Annotated in this window: 19 protein-coding genes; 16 read left to right on the top strand and 3 right to left on the bottom strand. The window is 42.2% G+C overall.

What is annotated here, in order from left to right; all coding sequences use genetic code 11:
- Positions 1 to 262 precede the first annotated feature (262 nt).
- Both hslO and hslR read right to left on the bottom strand, forming a co-directional pair.
- On the bottom strand, positions 263 to 1132 hold the full coding sequence (hslO, locus tag A9260_RS12100) for an Hsp33 family molecular chaperone HslO (RefSeq protein ID WP_068699317.1): 870 nt from the start codon (positions 1130 to 1132) through the stop codon (positions 263 to 265).
- Positions 1133 to 1146: 14 nt separating this feature from the next.
- The gene (hslR, locus tag A9260_RS12095) at positions 1147 to 1533 is read right to left on the bottom strand and encodes a ribosome-associated heat shock protein Hsp15 (RefSeq protein ID WP_068699315.1); all 387 of its coding nucleotides are present in this window, start codon (positions 1531 to 1533) and stop codon (positions 1147 to 1149) included.
- A gap of 172 nt (positions 1534 to 1705) precedes the next feature.
- On the opposite strand from hslR, the gene gspC reads away from it, so the two are divergent.
- The 14 genes from gspC to cysQ all read left to right on the top strand — a co-directional run bounded on the left by gspC (position 1706) and on the right by cysQ (position 14538).
- Positions 1706 to 2662, top strand: a complete 957-nt coding sequence (gene gspC / locus A9260_RS12090; RefSeq protein ID WP_082957111.1) for a type II secretion system protein GspC — start codon at positions 1706 to 1708, stop codon at positions 2660 to 2662.
- 92 nt (positions 2663 to 2754) lie between these two features.
- Entirely contained in the window at positions 2755 to 4782 is a 2028-nt protein-coding gene (gspD, locus tag A9260_RS12085) for a type II secretion system secretin GspD (RefSeq protein ID WP_068699457.1), read from the top strand.
- Complete coding sequence (gene gspE, locus A9260_RS12080; RefSeq protein ID WP_068699313.1) at positions 4782 to 6290, top strand: type II secretion system ATPase GspE; 1509 nt, start codon at positions 4782 to 4784, stop codon at positions 6288 to 6290. Before gspD ends, gspE begins: the two co-directional genes overlap by 1 nt.
- Positions 6290 to 7507, top strand: a complete 1218-nt coding sequence (gene gspF, locus A9260_RS12075) for a type II secretion system inner membrane protein GspF (protein WP_068699311.1) — start codon at positions 6290 to 6292, stop codon at positions 7505 to 7507. Before gspE ends, gspF begins: the two co-directional genes overlap by 1 nt.
- A gap of 28 nt (positions 7508 to 7535) precedes the next feature.
- Positions 7536 to 7979, top strand: a complete 444-nt coding sequence (gene gspG / locus A9260_RS12070; RefSeq protein ID WP_197485279.1) for a type II secretion system major pseudopilin GspG — start codon at positions 7536 to 7538, stop codon at positions 7977 to 7979.
- An 11-nt stretch (positions 7980 to 7990) separates the two neighbouring features.
- Positions 7991 to 8590 (top strand): type II secretion system minor pseudopilin GspH, encoded by a 600-nt coding sequence (gene gspH / locus A9260_RS12065; RefSeq protein ID WP_068699307.1) that lies wholly within the window; start codon positions 7991 to 7993, stop codon positions 8588 to 8590.
- Entirely contained in the window at positions 8577 to 8936 is a 360-nt protein-coding gene (gene gspI, locus A9260_RS12060) for a type II secretion system minor pseudopilin GspI (protein WP_068699304.1), read from the top strand. The genes gspH and gspI overlap by 14 nt, the downstream gene beginning before the upstream one ends.
- A complete protein-coding gene (gspJ, locus tag A9260_RS12055; protein ID WP_068699302.1) occupies positions 8923 to 9564 on the top strand; it encodes a type II secretion system minor pseudopilin GspJ in 642 nt (213 codons plus the stop codon). The genes gspI and gspJ overlap by 14 nt, the downstream gene beginning before the upstream one ends.
- Positions 9545 to 10606 carry a type II secretion system minor pseudopilin GspK gene (gene gspK / locus A9260_RS12050; RefSeq protein WP_068699300.1) on the top strand — a complete coding sequence of 354 codons (1062 nt, stop codon included), beginning with the start codon at positions 9545 to 9547 and terminating at the stop codon, positions 10604 to 10606. Before gspJ ends, gspK begins: the two co-directional genes overlap by 20 nt.
- Positions 10575 to 11828 (top strand): type II secretion system protein GspL, encoded by a 1254-nt coding sequence (gene gspL, locus A9260_RS12045; RefSeq protein ID WP_068699298.1) that lies wholly within the window; start codon positions 10575 to 10577, stop codon positions 11826 to 11828. Before gspK ends, gspL begins: the two co-directional genes overlap by 32 nt.
- Complete coding sequence (gspM, locus tag A9260_RS12040) at positions 11828 to 12328, top strand: type II secretion system protein GspM (RefSeq protein WP_068699296.1); 501 nt, start codon at positions 11828 to 11830, stop codon at positions 12326 to 12328. The genes gspL and gspM overlap by 1 nt, the downstream gene beginning before the upstream one ends.
- On the top strand, positions 12328 to 13101 hold the full coding sequence (locus A9260_RS12035) for a type II secretion system protein N (RefSeq protein WP_068699295.1): 774 nt from the start codon (positions 12328 to 12330) through the stop codon (positions 13099 to 13101). The genes gspM and A9260_RS12035 overlap by 1 nt, the downstream gene beginning before the upstream one ends.
- 55 nt (positions 13102 to 13156) lie before the next feature.
- Complete coding sequence (nudE, locus tag A9260_RS12030) at positions 13157 to 13720, top strand: ADP compounds hydrolase NudE (protein WP_068699294.1); 564 nt, start codon at positions 13157 to 13159, stop codon at positions 13718 to 13720.
- A complete protein-coding gene (gene cysQ, locus A9260_RS12025) occupies positions 13720 to 14538 on the top strand; it encodes a 3'(2'),5'-bisphosphate nucleotidase CysQ (protein ID WP_068699292.1) in 819 nt (272 codons plus the stop codon). The genes nudE and cysQ overlap by 1 nt, the downstream gene beginning before the upstream one ends.
- Before the next feature lie 5 nt (positions 14539 to 14543).
- Here the strand turns inward: cysQ and bioH are convergent, their stop codons facing one another.
- Positions 14544 to 15308: a pimeloyl-ACP methyl ester esterase BioH gene (gene bioH, locus A9260_RS12020; RefSeq protein ID WP_068699290.1), complete on the bottom strand. Its 765-nt coding sequence runs from the start codon at positions 15306 to 15308 to the stop codon at positions 14544 to 14546.
- Positions 15309 to 15594: 286 nt separating this feature from the next.
- Between bioH and A9260_RS12015 the strand changes: the two genes are divergently transcribed.
- Positions 15595 to 16191, top strand: coding sequence for a ComF family protein (locus A9260_RS12015; protein WP_231892595.1), 597 nt, complete (start codon positions 15595 to 15597; stop codon positions 16189 to 16191).
- Positions 16192 to 16438: 247 nt separating this feature from the next.
- On the top strand, positions 16439 to 17725 hold the full coding sequence (gene urtA / locus A9260_RS12010; protein ID WP_068699288.1) for an urea ABC transporter substrate-binding protein: 1287 nt from the start codon (positions 16439 to 16441) through the stop codon (positions 17723 to 17725).
- Positions 17726 to 17778: the final 53 nt, after the last annotated feature.

Genomic DNA, 17778 nt, shown 5'->3' with positions numbered 1-17778 from the left:
ATGGCTTTATTGATTATTTTTTCAACAAGGATCACGTTTCTGAAGTTAAGAAGTGTGAGTAATTGTGTGCAAATTTGACGCGAAAAACGCGAACTTTGCTGTGTTGTTGTCGTAAAATATGACAAGAGGTGTGTGTTTTTGGAGTTTTTATTCTATTAAATTGCTTGCATATAAAAAGCCGGCATAAAAAGCCGGCTTTTTATATTTAAAAAATCTGAGCAGGGCGCTCAATTTTTAGTAAATATTTTAATTTTGTCACGGATTAGTGAAGAGTGGGTTTATCGGCTTGAGAAAATAACTCTTCTACTTGAGCAGAATCAAAATCATAAGTTGTTCCACAGTAGTCGCAATGTAAGCCGATGCTTCCTTCTGTCGCCAGAATATCATTCACTTCTTCACGAGCTACGGTCAAAATTGCAGCACCACTACGCTCTCTTGAGCATCCACAGTAAAATTCAACGGCTTGTGGTTCAAATAACTTAACGGTTTCTTGGTTGTATAAACGATAAAGCAGTTCATCAGCCGGTAGAGTGAATAATTCTTCATCCTTCACGGTATCGGTTAATTGCTCTAAATGTTCAAAATCATTTTCTGAACCAGTACCGTCAGGAACGACTTGCAATAGCATACCGGCAGCATGAGCTTTACCTTCTAGCTTACCAATGCGGAACCATAGGCGAGTTTTGAGCTGCTCTGAGCGTTCAAAGTATGTCTCTAGCACTTCAGAAAGTGTATTACCCTCTAAGCCAACCACACCTTGATAGCGTTCACCCTTATCTGGCGAAATGGTAATAACAAGATGGCCCTTGCCGAGCATTTCATGCAAAGTGGCATTTTCTGCAATGTCGCCTTCAAAACGCGCAACACCACGAACTTTTTGATTATTGTCGCCATTAATAACTGCCAGAGATAGCGGACCGTCACCTTGCAGCTGAAGAGTAATTGACCCTTCAAATTTTAATGTTGCGGTGAGTAGTGATGTCGCCACTAGTAATTCACCAAGCAAGTTTTGAACTGCAACCGGATAGTGTTTGCTGTCTAGGATGGCTTGATATGCCTTATCCAGTTGTACGAGTTCACCACGTACAGATAAGTCTTCAAATAAATAACGATTTAATACGTTGCTTTCCATTAGGAAACTCCGGCTTATTGATTCTTAAATTTAATAATATCACGTCGCTGCTTCTTATCTGGGCGGCGTTCAGGGCTTGGATTATGTGCGTGCAATTTGCGTTCAAGAGCGGTTTTTTCACGCTTAGCTATGCTCTCATCAGTCTCGTTATACAGTAGTTGTGCTTCGGGTGCACCGCGTCGTTGATCGGATACTTTTATGATCACAACTTCTTTCTCAACAAGCCCTTGTCGTAGGGTAATTGTTGCACCTTCTTCGACCATTTTACTTGGCTTACTGCGCTGTCCATTGTAGTGGACTTTACCGCCATCGATCATATTTCGAGCGATTGAACGAGTCTTATAAAAGCGTGCTGCCCAAAGCCATTTATCGAGTCGAACTGAATCTAAATTGGAACTCATGGGGGTCTCTGCTCTCTAAGTGTTGTTTTGCTGGTTGATTAATGGTGACGCAGATATCATTTTTCAAGTAAATGTCTTTATTTGCAAATGAATTAATTACGTCTGTAATTATTGGTAATAATATGTATGGTAGTCTTGCACAACCGTTTAACCCAGTAGCACCAATGCCTCAATGGCATATAGTCCGAAAATTGGTATATCAAAGGGACCTGTTTTGTCTAAGTTTTCCACATATTCTCACAAAGCTAATCAACTGCTGACTAGTGTCGTGAATCAACAGTCAAGTATTGCCCGAGTATTGACGCTTTTTTTACTCGTCACTACTGCCTGGCTATGCGGTCACTTATTCTGGCACTTAGTTGGTTCAGACTCTGATGTTGAGCTTTGGAGACCTAATTCTGGGGTTTCAACGCATACGGCTGCACCGCAACAAGGTGTTGATATTTCTTCGTTACTGAATGCGAACCTTTTTGGATCAGAATCAGAAGAAGCTCCAAAGGTAACCGAGCAGGTTGTTGATGCACCTAAAACACGTTTAAGTCTGGTGTTGGTCGGTGTCGTGGCAAGTACTAATCAAAAGAACAGTTTGGCTGTTATTGCTAACAAGGGCAGTCAAGATACTTATGGAATTGGCGAGACTATTGATGGTACTCGAGCTCAATTGCGTAATGTATTAAAAGATCGAGTGATCATTGAAAACCAAGGTCGTGATGAAACATTAATGCTGGAAGGTTTAGAATATAAACGTGTTAGTGATATCAAAGATGTTGTTAAAAAGCAGCCTGAGTCTAATGTTCAGGGTAATAACCCTAAAGTAGATTTAGACAACTTAGAGAGCATTAAAGCGGCCATTTCTGAGAACCCACAGCAATTTCTTAAGTACATTCGACTTTCTCAAGTTAACCGTGAAGGTAAGTTAGTCGGTTATCGTGTGCGTCCTGGACGTGACCGTGCTTTATTTGACTCTATTGGTTTAAAAGATGGTGATATCGCGGTGGAATTGAATGGTGCCGATTTGACTGATCCTTCAGCAATGGGCGCTATTTGGAAGTCTTTGAGTGATCTAAGTGAGATTAATCTCACTGTCGAGCGTAATAGTCAACGCTACGATATTTATTTACAACTATAGTGTGATAGCAGTATAGCTATCATCGTAACAACATGAGCCTAATCGTATGTGCCATGTTGGGCCGAAGTGCCATTGATTTTTGGGAGTATCAAGTGAAAGGTTGGTTTAGCAAGAGCGCATGGCTGTTGGTCGGTAGTTTGGTGTGTACACCAGCATTCAGTGCCAATGAATTTAGCGCTAGCTTCAAAGGCACAGATATCGGCGAGTTTATTAATATCGTCGGGAGAAACTTAGAGAAGACCATTATTGTCGACCCTTCGGTCAGAGGCAAGATTGATGTTCGTAGCTATGATGTGCTAAACGAGAAACAGTATTATCAGTTTTTCCTTAGTGTTCTTGAAGTGTATGGATATGCCGTTGTCGAAATGGAAAATGGCGTCATAAAAGTCATTAAATCTAAGGATGCTAAAACTTCTGCCGTTCCTGTTGTCGGCGATTCTAATATCAAAGGCGATGCTGTCGTAACTCGTGTTGTTGCGGTACGTAATGTATCGGTACGTGAACTTTCTCCTTTGCTTCGTCAGTTAAATGACAATGCAGGTGCAGGTAACGTGGTTCACTATGACCCTGCAAATATCATTTTGATTACTGGCCGTGCTGCGGTAGTTAACCGTTTAGCAGAAATTATTGAACGTGTTGATAAGGCCGGCGATAAATCCATTGAAGTGGTGACATTACAATATGCTTCAGCTGCAGAAATGGTACGTATCGTTGAAGCTTTGAATAAAACCACTGAAGCTAAAAATACTCCAGCCTTCTTACAGCCAAAACTGGTTGCTGATGAACGCACTAACTCAGTATTAATCTCGGGTGATCCTCAGGTGCGTAAGCGTCTGAAAAGAGTCGTTTCTCAACTAGATAAAGAGATGGCTGTTAAAGGCAATAACCAAGTTGTTTACCTGAAGAATGCCAATGCTGAAGATTTGGTTGATGTACTTAAAGGTGTATCCGATAACCTTTCTGCTGCTAAGAAAACCGCTAAAGGTGGCTCTTCTGCTCGAAATGCAAACTCTGACGTTATGATTTCTGCTCATAAAGGAACTAACTCCCTAGTTATTACTGCTCCGCCTGACATCATGAAGGCGTTGCGAGATGTTATTGCACAGTTAGATATTCGTCGTGCGCAAGTATTGATTGAAGCTTTGATTGTCGAAATGTCTGAAGGTGACGGTGTTAACCTTGGTGTGCAATGGGGTAACTTAGAAACGGGCGCTATGGTTCAGTATGGTAACTCTGGTGCATCTATAGGTAGTGTAATGGTGGGCTTAGAAGAAGCCAAAGATACCAGCCGTACGGAAACCTATACCGATCCTTCTACGGGTCTAACAACCACTAAAACAATCGATGAATCGGGTGACTACTCAACACTGGCGAGCGCGCTAAGTGGAGTGAATGGTGCTGCGGTAAGTTTGGCAATGGGTGACTGGACTGCATTAATTAGCGCAGTTGCAACAGATTCTAATTCAAACATTCTGTCTTCTCCAAGTATTACGGTCATGGATAACGGCGAAGCATCATTTATTGTGGGTGAAGAGGTACCAGTACTGACTGGATCGACTTCAGGCTCAAATAATGAAAACCCATTCCAAACGGTTGACCGTAAAGAAGTGGGTATCAAACTTAAAGTTGTTCCTCAGATTAACGAAGGTGACTCTGTTCAGTTGAAGATTGAGCAAGAAGTATCCAACGTACTGGGCGCAAATGGCGCGGTAGATGTTCGATTTGCTAAACGTCAGCTAAATACATCAGTAATGATACAAGATGGGCAAATGCTCGTGCTTGGTGGTTTGATTGATGAAAGAGCGATGGAAAGTGAATCTAAAGTGCCAATCTTGGGCGACATTCCATGGTTAGGTCAGTTATTTAGATCAACCAGTACTCAAGTTGAAAAGAAAAATCTAATGGTGTTTATCAAGCCAACCATTATTCGTGATGGTGTATCCGCCGATGGTATTACTCAGCGTAAATATAACTACATCCGTGCTGAGCAGTTATACAAAGCAGAAGAAGGTCTAAAACTAATGTCAGACGATCTTATCCCTGTAATCCCTAAATTTGGTGATGACGCAGTTCGTCCAACAGAGTTCCAAGCCTTTATTGAGCAAGTGGATCGCAAGTAATGGAAAACGGAGCAATTGCAACGCATAAAACAAGCATGACACGCTTACCGTTTGGTTTTGCTAAACGTTTTAGTGTTGTGCTTGAGCTCAACGCTGAAGGCAATGAATATCAACTGTTTTATGTTGACCCTATACAAACAGCAACATTGTTAGAGGTGACTAGAGTGTCGCCTCTACCTATCGAGTTGGTTGAGTTAGATAAAAGCAGTTTTGAATCTAAGCTTTCCGATTCCTATCAGCGAGACTCGTCTGAGGCGAGGCAGTTGATGGAAGATATTGGCGCAGACAGTGATGATTTCTTCTCATTGGCGGAAGAGATTCCGCAAAATGAAGATTTATTAGAAGCTGAAGACGATGCGCCAATAATTAAGCTAATTAACGCCATGTTGGGTGAGGCAATTAAAGAGGGCGCCTCGGATATTCATATCGAGTCCTTTGAAAAGCACCTTTCAATTCGTTTTCGTGTCGATGGCGTTTTGCGTGATGTATTAGCCCCTAACCGTAAACTTGCACCTTTATTGGTGTCTAGGGTTAAGGTTATGGCAAAGCTTGATATTGCAGAGAAACGAGTTCCTCAAGATGGACGTATTTCATTATTGATCGGTGGTCGAGCCGTTGATGTACGTGTTTCTACCATGCCTTCATCTCATGGTGAGCGTGTGGTAATGCGTCTTCTGGATAAAAACGCCACTCAACTTGATCTTGATAGCTTGGGTATGTCTAAGAACAACCATGTTCGTTTGCAAACCTTAATTAAGCGACCTCACGGTATTATTTTGGTTACAGGCCCGACAGGTTCTGGTAAATCAACCACTTTGTACGCGGGGCTACAAGAGCTCAATAGTGCAGAGCGTAATATCCTTACCGTAGAAGATCCGATTGAATTTGATATTGATGGCATCGGGCAAACCCAAGTAAACCCTAAAGTTGATATGACCTTTGCGCGAGGCCTAAGGGCTATTTTGCGTCAAGATCCAGATGTGGTGATGGTTGGTGAGATTCGTGACCTTGAAACCGCTCAAATTGCGGTGCAAGCGTCCTTAACGGGTCACTTAGTTATGTCTACTCTGCATACCAATACAGCCGTAGGTACAATTACGCGATTGAGAGATATGGGTATTGAACCTTTCCTTATCTCGTCTTCTCTATTGGGTATTTTGGCTCAGCGATTGGTCAGAACGTTGTGCCAACACTGTAAAGCACCGTATCAAGCCGATGAAGAACAAAAGAAATTATTCCACCTTAAGCCTAACGATGATTTGATCCTTTATAAGCCAAATGGTTGTGAGCACTGTAATAACAAAGGTTACAGAGGTCGAACTGGTATTCATGAGTTATTAGTGGTTGATGAGAAAGTTCAGTCATTGATTCATGGTGAGCAGAGCGAGCAAGAAATCGAGCATGAAATTCGTGCGACTACAGCAAGTATTCGTCAAGATGGTCTCGATAAAGCAAGGGCTGGCAAAACAACCCTAGAAGAAGTTTTGCGAGTAACTAGGGAAGAATAATGGCAGCATTTGATTATAAAGCGTTAGATGCTAAAGGCCGCCAGAAAAAAGGCGTAGCCGAAGGTGATAATGCTCGCCAAGTTAGACAACGTTTAAAAGAGCAGGGTCTTATACCGGTTGAAATAACCGAGACTCAGACAAGAAAGAAATCAACAAAGTCTAAAGGTTTCCAGCGAGGCATTAGTACTCCCGATCTTGCTTTGTTAACTCGTCAATTATCGACACTTGTTCAAGCAGGCATGCCCTTAGAAGAGTGTTTGCGAGCGGTTGCTGAGCAGTCGGAGAAGGCTCATATTCGCAGTATGTTAGTGAGTGTGCGCTCAAAAGTTGTTGAAGGGTATACCCTGGCAGACAGCATGGGAGAATACCCCGCAGTTTTTGATGATCTTTTTTGTTCTATGGTTGCGGCAGGTGAAAAGTCGGGACATTTAGATTCGGTTTTAGAACGTCTGGCTGATTATGCTGAAAAGCGTCAAAAGCTACGCTCAAAGCTACAACAAGCGATGATCTATCCAACGATGTTGACGTTAATTGCCGTTGCCGTTGTTGGTTTCCTACTCGCCACAGTTGTCCCCAAAATTGTTGATCAATTTGTTCAAATGGGCCAAGGGCTTCCAACTTCAACGCAAATATTGATTAATGCGAGTGACTTTGTACAGGACTACGGCGTGTTGCTTGTGATCTGTGCGATTGTCTTGGTTGTTGTGACTAAAATCTTGCTCAGGAAGCCTGATTTAAGGTTGCGATGGGATCGCCGAGTGTTAAATATCCCTGTTATTGGTAAGGTAGCAAAAGGTCTAAATACTTCCCGTTTTGCTCGTACTTTAGCCATTTGTTCGGCCAGTGCTATCCCTTTATTGGATGGGATGATTGTTGCGGCCGATGTAATGGGTAACAAGTATTTTAAAAAGAAAGTACTTGAGGCTTCAGATAAAGTTCGAGAAGGGGCAAGTCTGCGCCACTCATTACAGCAAAGTAAATTGTTTCCACCGATGATGCTGCACATGATTGCCAGTGGTGAACAATCGGGTGAGCTTGAGCAAATGCTGACACGCGCCGCAGATAACCAAGACCAAGACTTTGAATCACAGGTTAACCTTGCTTTAGGTATATTTGAGCCTCTGCTCATTGTATTTATGGCCGGTATTGTACTTTTTATTGTAGTTGCGATTATGATGCCGCTACTAGCACTGAATAATTTGGTATCGGGTGCTTAGTCATTTACCCGAGTATATGGAGAAAAATATGAGACAAAACAAGAAACAACAGGGCTTTACCTTGCTAGAGGTTATGGTTGTTGTGGTTATTCTGGGTATTTTAGCAAGCTTTGTTGTACCTAACCTTTTGGGTAACAAAGAGAAAGCTGACCAACAGAAAGTAATTACAGATATCGTAGCGCTAGAGAATGCACTTGATATGTATAAGTTGGATAACAGTGTTTATCCTACGACAGATCAAGGCTTAGATGCATTGGCAAGCCGCCCTACTGGTTCTCCAGAGCCTCGCAACTATCGTGCTGATGGTTATATTCGTCGTCTTCCAAAAGACCCATGGGGTTATGAATACCAATACCTAAGCCCTGGTGATAACGGCAATATCGATATCTTTAGTCTTGGTGCTGACGGTCAGGCTGGAGGCGAAGGTTCATCAACTGATATTGGTAACTGGAACCTACAAGACTTCCAGTAATTCTTGTTACAGTGAGAAAGCACAAGCAACAGCGTGGCTTTACCTTACTTGAGATTATGCTGGTCATGATCTTAGTGTCGGTAAGTGCCATTGCTGTAATTATCAACTTACCTCGAAGCAGTGCTGATGCTGCTGAGGTTCGTGCACAGCAACTCTTCCAGCGTTTAACTCTTTTGCACCAAGATGCGATTTTGAATGGCTGGGATCTTGGCATTCGCTTTGATCCTACCGGAAAGAAATACCGCTTATTACGATTGACCAAAGATGGCTGGCAAGCGTTAGATCATCGCCGTATTCCTGCCGATACAGAGCTAGAAGACGGGTTAGTTCTTGCTTGGGAATTGGGTGACGGAGTATGGGGCAAAAAAGACTCTTTGTTTAAACAAGGCTCATTATTTGATGAGGAAATGTTTGCAGAAGAAGATAAACAAGAGCAGGAAAAACCACCGCAAGCGTTCATATTATCAAGTGGAGAGCTAACACCATTTGAGGTGTATATACATCCTAACTCTGAAGCTCAGGGCGATCAAAACTGGCGTGTATTTGCATTAGAAAACGGTAGTGTGAAACTGCTTAGGCCGGGTGAGGATCTTGATGATGAAGTCCGCTAAGGGTATGACTTTACTTGAGGTATTGATAGCACTTGCGATATTTGCCACAGCATCAATTAGTGTTGTGCGAGCTGTCTCGCAACACATCAATAGTATCAGCTATTTGGAACAGAAAACGTTTGCCGGAATGGTGGCTGACAATCAAATGACTCTGATGATGCTAGCGGATGAACCACCAAAGACGATTCGTAAAGGTACTTCTGAGCTAGCAAATTATCAATGGTATTGGTCTGTTACACCGGTCTCTACTGGTAATGATTATCTGCGTGCGATTGATATCAGTGTCTCTTTAAATCAAGGGTTAAAAAATCCCCTAGTAACGGTAAGAAGTTATGTCCCGTTATAAGCGCACTAAAGGGTTTACCCTAATCGAAGTTTTGGTGGCTATTGCTGTTTTTGCTGGTTTAAGTATTGCCGCGTATCAAGTGGTATTTCAAATTCAATTAAGCAATAAACAGTCTCAAGATAAACTCGGACGCTTACAAGAATTGCAAGCCACATTAGTTTATCTCGATAGTGATTTTCGTCAGATTGCGGTTCGTCGTTTTCGCAACGATGGACAAGAAGCAGGACAAGCACTGATCTATTGGCAGGATAACTTAATCGATTCAGATGCTAAGGGTGTTTTGTTTAGTCGTTTAGGCTGGATTAATCCTCAGCAACAATTTCCTCGAGGCGAAATTACCAAAGTTGGTTATCGAGTCCGAGGGGATAAATTAGAACGCGTATGGTGGCGATACCCTGACACTCCAGTCGGCCAAGAAGGTATTGTCACACCGCTTCTGAGTAAAGTTGAAAAGTTTGATTTGCGTTTTTACGATGGTGAAGCTTGGGTGAAAGAGTGGACCGATAACGGAGCACTACCCAAAGCGATAGCCGTTGATATCAAACTTGAAGATTATGGCAAGTTAGAGCGTATCTATCTTACCGCTGACGGTAAGCTTGAGAGGATCAATGAAGATACGTCAGAGTAATTTATCGTCTTTAATGAACAACAGATCGCCAGCTAATAATAAGCAGCAGGGCGTTGCTTTATTAGTGGTATTACTGTTACTTGCAGTAATGACAGCCATTGCCGCTACTATGTCTGAACGTTTGGTTCTAAGTGTCGACAGAGCAAGTAATCAGGTGAATAATCAACAGGCATACTGGTATGCGATCGGTGTTGAGGCATTAGCCAGATATGGGATTGAACAGAGTCACGAAGATGGTGACACGATTAACTTGAGCCAGCCGTGGGCGATTGAAGAGCAAACATACCCATTAGAGTATGGTGATGCGCGTGGTGCTATTCGTGACATGCAAGCGTGTTTTAATGTTAACTCGCTGGCCGCAATCCAGTTAGACGCCACTTCCAGCTCCAGACCTTATTTGTTAGAGGTGTGGCGCACGTTATTAGAAGAAGCGGGCTTAGATAATTACCAAGCAGAAGTCGTCGCAGATTCGACTTGGGAATACCTAGATGATAATGATGTAGTGACAACACAATCTGGCGTTGAAGATGCAACCTATGAAGGGTTATCGCCTGCTTATATGGCACCCAATAGTCTGATTGCTGATTTAAGTGAGCTTAGAAGTGTTTACCAGATGGATGCGTCATCCATGCGAAATATTTCTTGGTTAGCCTGCGCACTACCAACAGATGACTTACGCATTAACGTCAATACGATACGACCTTGGCAAGCAAAGCTTCTGGTCGCATTATTTGACTCTGCAATAAGTGAAGAACAAGCAAAACAAGTGCTTGAAGACCGCCCATACGATGGTTGGGAAAGTACCGCTGATTTTTTAGCTGAACCTGATATTGCAAGTGTGAGTGACGATGTAAAAACCCAAGCCAATCAATATCTATCGGTAGATAGTCATTATTTTGAATTGGATGTAGAAGTATTTGTGCAGGATGCTCGAGTTCGCTTGAGAAGCCTGCTTTATAGTGAAAATAAAGACGAATCGCGAGTTGTACGCCGACGATTTGGAGGAATTAGTGAGCGAAATCCTGACAGTTCGGCTCAGTAGGCAGAATTTAAATACAGTTCCATGGCTAGTTTGGTCTTCTACAGAAGACGAAATTATTGCAAGTGGAGAACTTAATAGCTTAGATGAACTAGGTGAGTTAACAACTTACGCAACAGAGCGAAATGTTGCCTTATTACTTGATGGGCAAGATGTTGCTTTGAAGGAAGTGCAGGTCCCTGCGGGTGCAACTCGTCAGTTTTCGACCATGCTTCCTTTTCTTGTTGAAGAAGAAGTAGCGCAAGATATCGATGAGCTGCATTTTTCTATATTTAAGCTGGTAGGTGATAAAGCTTGGATTGCGGCTGTAGATAAAAGTTACTTAAAGCAGTGTGTGGCTCGTTTTGCTGAAGCGGGTATCGAATTACACAAAGTGCTACCTGATGTATTGTCTCTTCCTTTAGAGGAGGAGGGCATAACTGTGCTTCCTTGGAATGGCAATTACTTAATTCGTCATCATCAATTTCAAGGCATGACTCTTTCTGAAAACTTGTTGGCACTTTCTATTACGCAAGAGCCATTTGTGCTGGCAAAAAGTGAAAGTGATGAGTCTGATGAGGAAGTAGAGGTTGAGCCGGTAAATATTCGATGTTTTGGTGCGCTTCCTGACTCTTTAAGAGAGAAAGTCACCTCTCCTATTGAAGAGCTACCTGCTGAATTGCCTATGGCGCTATTGGCTAAAAATGCTCAACTATCAACAATTAGCTTACTCAGTGGTGAGTTTAAACGACAATCTTCTTGGTTAAAAAACATTAAGTTTTGGCGTGCTCCAGCGATTGCTGCGTTAGTTCTTCTGGTTGTCTTTAGTATCAATACTTACACTCAAGTCAGTCAAATGGAGATGACCGCTAAGTCTTATCGAGCTGAGAGTGAGCGTATTTTTAGAGCGGTTTTCCCAGATAAACGCCGTATTCCTACAGTGAGTTATTTGAAGCGTCAGATGAACGATGAAAAAACTCGATTGAGTGGTGGTTCGGTGGAAGCACCATTGCTCACCTGGCTGATTGAAGTTCAAGCATCACTTAAAGACAGTAGCAAAGTTAAGATTCTAAGCATGAAGTATGACGGCGAACGAGAAGAATTACGTATTCAAGCTCAAGCCAGTGACTTTCAGACTTTTGAGCAGCTTCGTGTTGCTTTTGCTAAAAAATTCTCAGTAGAGCAAGGGCAAATTAATCGAAATGGTGACTTGGTCAGCAGCAGCTATATATTGAAGGTGAAATGATGCGAAGATTACAAGAATCCATATTAGGTTATTGGAATAGCATTAGCCTTAGAGAACAGCGAATGCTGATTATTGCGATTGGTTTTGGCCTTGCTGGTTTGCTGTATTGGGGTGGCTTTGCCCCCCTAAAAGAAAAAAGTGAGCTGGCTCAGACTCGATTGGTTAATGAGACTCAGCTACTAGGTTGGGTACAAAAAGAAGCCAATACCATTACTGAATTACGTAAGACCAGTAATGTGCCATCGATATCTAATCAACCGCTAAATCAGCTGATATCCACATCAACACGACGCTTTAAAATTGAGCTAATTCGACTTCAGCCTCGTGATGATATGGTGCAAGTTTGGGTTCAGCCAGTTTCGTTTAATCGATTAATGAACTGGTTACTGTATCTACGCCAAGAAAAGGGTATTGATGTTGCGTTTTTAGACATCAATAATTCTGATAAATCAGGTGTCGTAGAAATCAACCGATTACAGTTTAAGAGAGCAGGTAGTTAATGTTTGGTATCAGTTTTAAAAAGCTCTTTGGCTACAGTTTTTTACTGCTTATTGTTTTTGTATGCAGTGTCATCGTTAACTTACCTGCAAAGTTTGCAATAGAGCAACTGCCTCGTATTAATGGGCTGACTATCTCTGGTGTTAGTGGTTCGTTATGGCAAGGCACCGCCAAACGTGTCACTTGGCAGCAGTATGGCTTTGGTGAGGTTAATTGGGATCTGCAAGTTTGGAAATTATTTCAAGGCAAGGCGGAGTTAAATGTTCGATTAGGTCGTAATAGCGAGCTAGATTTAACCGGTCGAGGCACTATTGGCTATGGGTTTAGTGGCCCTTATGCGAGTAACTTGGTGCTCTCTATGCCAGCTAAGCAAGTATTAAAACATGTCACTATTCCAGCGCCAGTCACGGCTGATGGCCAGCTTGATTTGGTACTAAAAGATTACGAGTACGCATCACCATGGTGTAAAACGGGTACGGCTAACCTGGTATGGAATCAAAGTAAGGTATCTTCTCCACTAGGCGACTTAGATTTAGGCACTATTATTTCAGATGTGAATTGTGTTGATAGTCAGTTAAGTGCCAAAGGAAGTCAGGAAACCGCTCAGGTTTCTAGCCAGTTTAGCGCTTCTTTGAGCCCAAGCATGACTTACGATCTTGATGCATGGTTTAAGCCGGGCGCTGAGTTCCCTAAAAAACTAGGGGATCAATTACAATGGCTAGGTAAGCCGGATGGGGAAGGACACTACCCATTTGTATACTCTGGTAAGTTGTGATTTTTTGCTTTTAAGGTAATGTTTGTATTGGTGAATTTTTAAGAGGCTAACAAGTATGGCAGGCAATAGAAAGCCAAAGATTTTACACAAAGCAGAAGTTGCGCGCTCGCGTCTCTTTAGCATTGAGGCTTTAGATCTAGAATTTTCTAATGGAGAGCGCCGTACCTATGAGCGAATGCGTCCTAGTGGTCGCGATGCTGTAATGATTGTGCCTTTAACTGCCGATGGAGACTTGCTCCTGATTAGAGAATACGCCGCTGGTACCGAAAGCTATGAGCTAGGTTTCCCTAAGGGTTTGATTGATGCTGGAGAGACTGAGGTTGAGGCTGCCAATCGAGAGCTGAAAGAAGAAATCGGTTTCGGTGCCAAGCAGTTTACGCCTTTAAAACAGGTGATTCTGGCTCCGTCTTATTTTTCAAGCAAGATGACCTTATTTGTTGCTACAGACTTATACCCAGAAACCTTAATTGGGGATGAGCCTGAGCCATTAACTTTAGTGCGTTGGCCACTTGCTCAAGCTGATGAATTACTTTCACATATGGATTTTTGTGAGGCTCGCAGTATCAGTGCTCTGATGTTGGCACAGCGTCATTTTGCTCAGTTAAAGGATGAACAATAATGAGACAAGACCTTTCCCATTTATTGCCTAATGTTATCGAAATTGCACGTTCAGCAGGTCAACTGATCCTCGATATCTATCAAAAGCGTGATTACGAAGAATTCATTAAATCGGACGATACGCCAGTCACTAGTGCAGATTTAGCAGCGCATAAGTTGATTATGGAGCGCTTGCCTGAACTTACTCCTAATATCCCCGTGTTATCTGAAGAAGATGCCGATGTTAGCTTAGCTGAGCGTGAGCAGTGGGAGCGTTATTGGCTGGTGGATCCTCTTGATGGGACCCAAGAATTTATTGCTCGTAGTGGTGATTTTGCCACGATTATTGCTCTGGTTGAGAACAATAAACCAGTGATGGGGGTAGTTTATGCTCCGGTCTCAGGTGTGGTTTATTACGCATATCATGGCAAAGGTGCGTGGAAAATTCCGAATATGGATGAACATATTCGTATCAATACACACACCCATGAACTACCAAAGCAAAATGTCGCCATCGCGATTAGTCGCCGTCAGGATATTAACCGTATCACCGATCGAATGAGCAATAATTGGAATTATGAACTGATTCCTTTAGGCTCTGCGGCACTCAAAGCTTGTTTGGTTGCGGAAGGCAGCGCTGACTGTTACCTGCGTTTAGGACCAACAGGAGAGTGGGATACGGCCGCCACACAGTGCATTGTTGAAGAGGCGGGCGGTAGCATTCTTGATACTAAACTCGCGCCTCTTTCTTACAATTTACGTGAAACGCTTGAGAACCCTAACTTTATTGTTATTGGCGATCGCAAGCTTCCTTGGAATGAAATACTCACCCAAGATTAGTATTGTTACAGCTGTTGTATTAATTCGCAAAAGGCCTGTTTTTCACTCATAAATGGTGCGTGAGAGGAGGCCTTAAATATATGCGATTGTGCTTGAAGCTGCTTATCTAAAACTGCCGCGACCTTGACCGGCACTAACCCATCTAATCGTCCATACAAGCGATGTATAGGCACGGTAATCTCATTGAGCTGCTGACGATAATCTATTGTTGCCAGTAGTTCTAATCCTAAATGAAGCGCCTTTGGATTCGGCATAGGACGGGATAGGACAACACTTTTAAGTTGTTTAACGTCTTGCCTTGCGGAAGGGCTACCCATTGCCTGCAGAGCCATAAAACGCTCTATAGTGCCTTGAAAGTCATTAGTTAGCTGATGAGTAAAGTCATTGAGTACTTTTGGATCAATACCGCGCCATAAACGTCCTTCGGCTGAGAATCTTGGTGAGCTTGCTAGGGTAATTAGTTTTAAAACTCGCTCAGGGTGATGTAGCGCCACATGAGTTGCAACTAATCCACCTAAAGACCAGCCAAGCCAGATCGCTTTTTCAGGTGCATCTTCTAATACTGCGGTCGCAATTTCAGCAAGAGAGTGGCTTTGCACTTGATGGCTGTGACCATACCCTGGAAGATCAACAACATGAACACAAAAATACTGGCTAAGCTCCTCAACAACTTGCTGCCACACAGCGCCATTCATTCCCCAACCATGGATAAGTATTAGGTTTTCACCTTTACCGTAAATATCCCAATGTAGCTTTGTGCTTAAACTCATCCATTTCACCTATATTTCATACCCTTTTAAACCCCTTATCGATAGAAAGTAAGCTAAAAGTAATGTTAGAACCTGTTGACGATAAGGGAAGATTATTGGAAATCGACAATTAACTCAATATCTAGTGCGTCTCACTAACAAACTGTCGTGCATTGCATTTGAGCTACTGGGATCAAATTGCTATGAATGCCATCAGCCTTTACCAAATAAGGGCAATTCGCAGCATGAAAAACATAAGTGGTGCCATGAATGCTATCAGCTATTTGACGCAGTATCGCGCTGTGAAATGTGTGGAATTACTACGCCAACCCCTATGGCGCGCTGTGGTATTTGTATCTCTAATCCGCCAGCTTGGGATAAGCTTTTTTGTGTTGGAGACTATCAAGCGCCCTTATCAAAATATGTGCAAGGGCTTAAGTATCACCGTCAGGTATGGCATGCACGAGAGTTGGCTACATTACTTAGCCGAGACATCACATCACCAGCGCCTATTTTATTGTCAATACCGCTGCATTGGCGCAGACAACTGCAACGAGGCTTTAATCAAAGTGATTACCTTGCTCGTTACCTTACGCAGCAGCTTGCTGCTAAGTCCCCACTGCAACCCGCAATACAATACCTACCAAATGCAGTCAAACGCACCAAAATGACACGAAACCAAATGGGTCTTAATCGTCGCCAGCGTTTAATGAACCTAAAAAGTGCTTTCCAGTTATCCTCTAAAATGAAAGAGAAAATTAAAAACCAACCTCACATAGCCTTACTCGATGACGTGGTGACCACCGGAAGCACTGTCTCTGAAATCTGCCTACTACTTAGAAAACAAGGCGTACAAAGAATTGATGTTTACTGTATTTGCAGAGCATCTAAGCCTGTTTTATGAGGGCTAGATAAAGATCATGCACCAATTTGAATATATTACTCGTGCATTAGTAAAATAATCCTCATCTTGGGTCAATATGAGGACTGTCGCACTAATGTGATGCATTGGTATATATGTGCATAAGAAGAGTTACTTAATTAACCGCTTGAAAAATAAGGGTTAAAAATGAGCTTTTTGACCTTTTACACTTTGGCACTCTTTTTGCTTTATTTGATATGAATAATAATGCATAAATGGAGTTCACATAATGAACAAGAAGTTCAATTTAACACTCGCTACGCTATGTAGCACCCTAGCACTTTCTACCGGTGCTGCTTTTGCAGAAGAAGATACGATTAAAGTTGGTGTTTTGCATTCCTTATCTGGAACGATGGCAATTAGTGAAACCACATTAAAAGATACTGTTTTAATGTTAGTTGATGAGCAGAACAAAAAAGGTGGGTTATTAGGTAAAAAATTAGAAGCTGTTGTTGTCGATCCTGCATCAAATTGGCCGTTATTTGCAGAGAAAGCACGTGAACTGATTGAGAAAGAGAAAGTTGATGTTGTTTTTGGTGGTTGGACATCTGTATCACGAAAATCAATGCTACCGGTGTTTGAAGAGCTGAATAGTATTTTATTTTATCCAGTGCAATATGAAGGTGAAGAGTCTTCTAAAAACGTATTTTACACAGGTGCAGCGCCAAACCAGCAGGCAATTCCTGCTGTAGATTATTTGATGGATGAGCTTGAAGTAGAGCGTTGGGTTCTTGCCGGTACGGATTATGTTTATCCACGTACAACGAATAAAATTCTAGAGTCTTATCTGCACAGCAAAGGCGTTGCAGCTGAAGATATCATGATTAACTACACACCATTTGGTCATTCTGATTGGCAGTCAATTGTGTCTGATATTAAAAAGTTTGGTTCAGAAGGTAAACAAACTGCGGTTGTTTCTACCATTAACGGAGATGCAAACGTCCCTTTCTATAAAGAATTAGGTGCACAAGGCGTTTCTTCTGAAGATATTCCAGTTATTGCTTTCTCTGTTGGTGAGGAAGAATTATCTGGTATGGATACAAAACCTTTAGTTGGTCACTTGGCTGCTTGGAACTATTTCATGAGTGTCGATACTACTGAAAATAGTGAATTCATTGAAGCTTGGCATAAGTTTATAAAGAATGAATCTAGAGTGACTAACGATCCAATGGAAGCACATTACATTGGATTTAATATGTGGGTTCAAGCAGTAACTAATGCAGGCACCACTGATGCTGAAGCGGTTCAAGATGCTTTGATTGGTGTTTCTGTCCCAAATCTAACAGGTGGTTATTCAACCATGATGCCTAATCACCATATAACTAAACCTGTGTTGATTGGTGAAATTCAAGATGATGGTCAATTTGATGTTGTATGGGAAACAACGGGCTTAGTTGCGGGAGATGCATGGTCAGATTATTTACCAGAATCAGCCAAATTATTCTCTAGCTGGTCTAAACCTTTCTCATGTGGTGCATTCAATATTGAAACTAAGAAGTGTGCCGGTAGCAATTAATTTACCGTGTCAGGTGCTCTAGATCTAGAGCACCTTTTCGTTGTATCCGAGCA

The sequence above is a fragment of the Vibrio sp. UCD-FRSSP16_30 genome, from assembly GCF_001676025.1.
Classification (GTDB): Bacteria; Pseudomonadota; Gammaproteobacteria; order Enterobacterales; family Vibrionaceae; genus Vibrio.
Note: the sequence above shows the minus strand (reverse complement) of the source record. Positions and strands in the feature narration are given on the sequence as shown.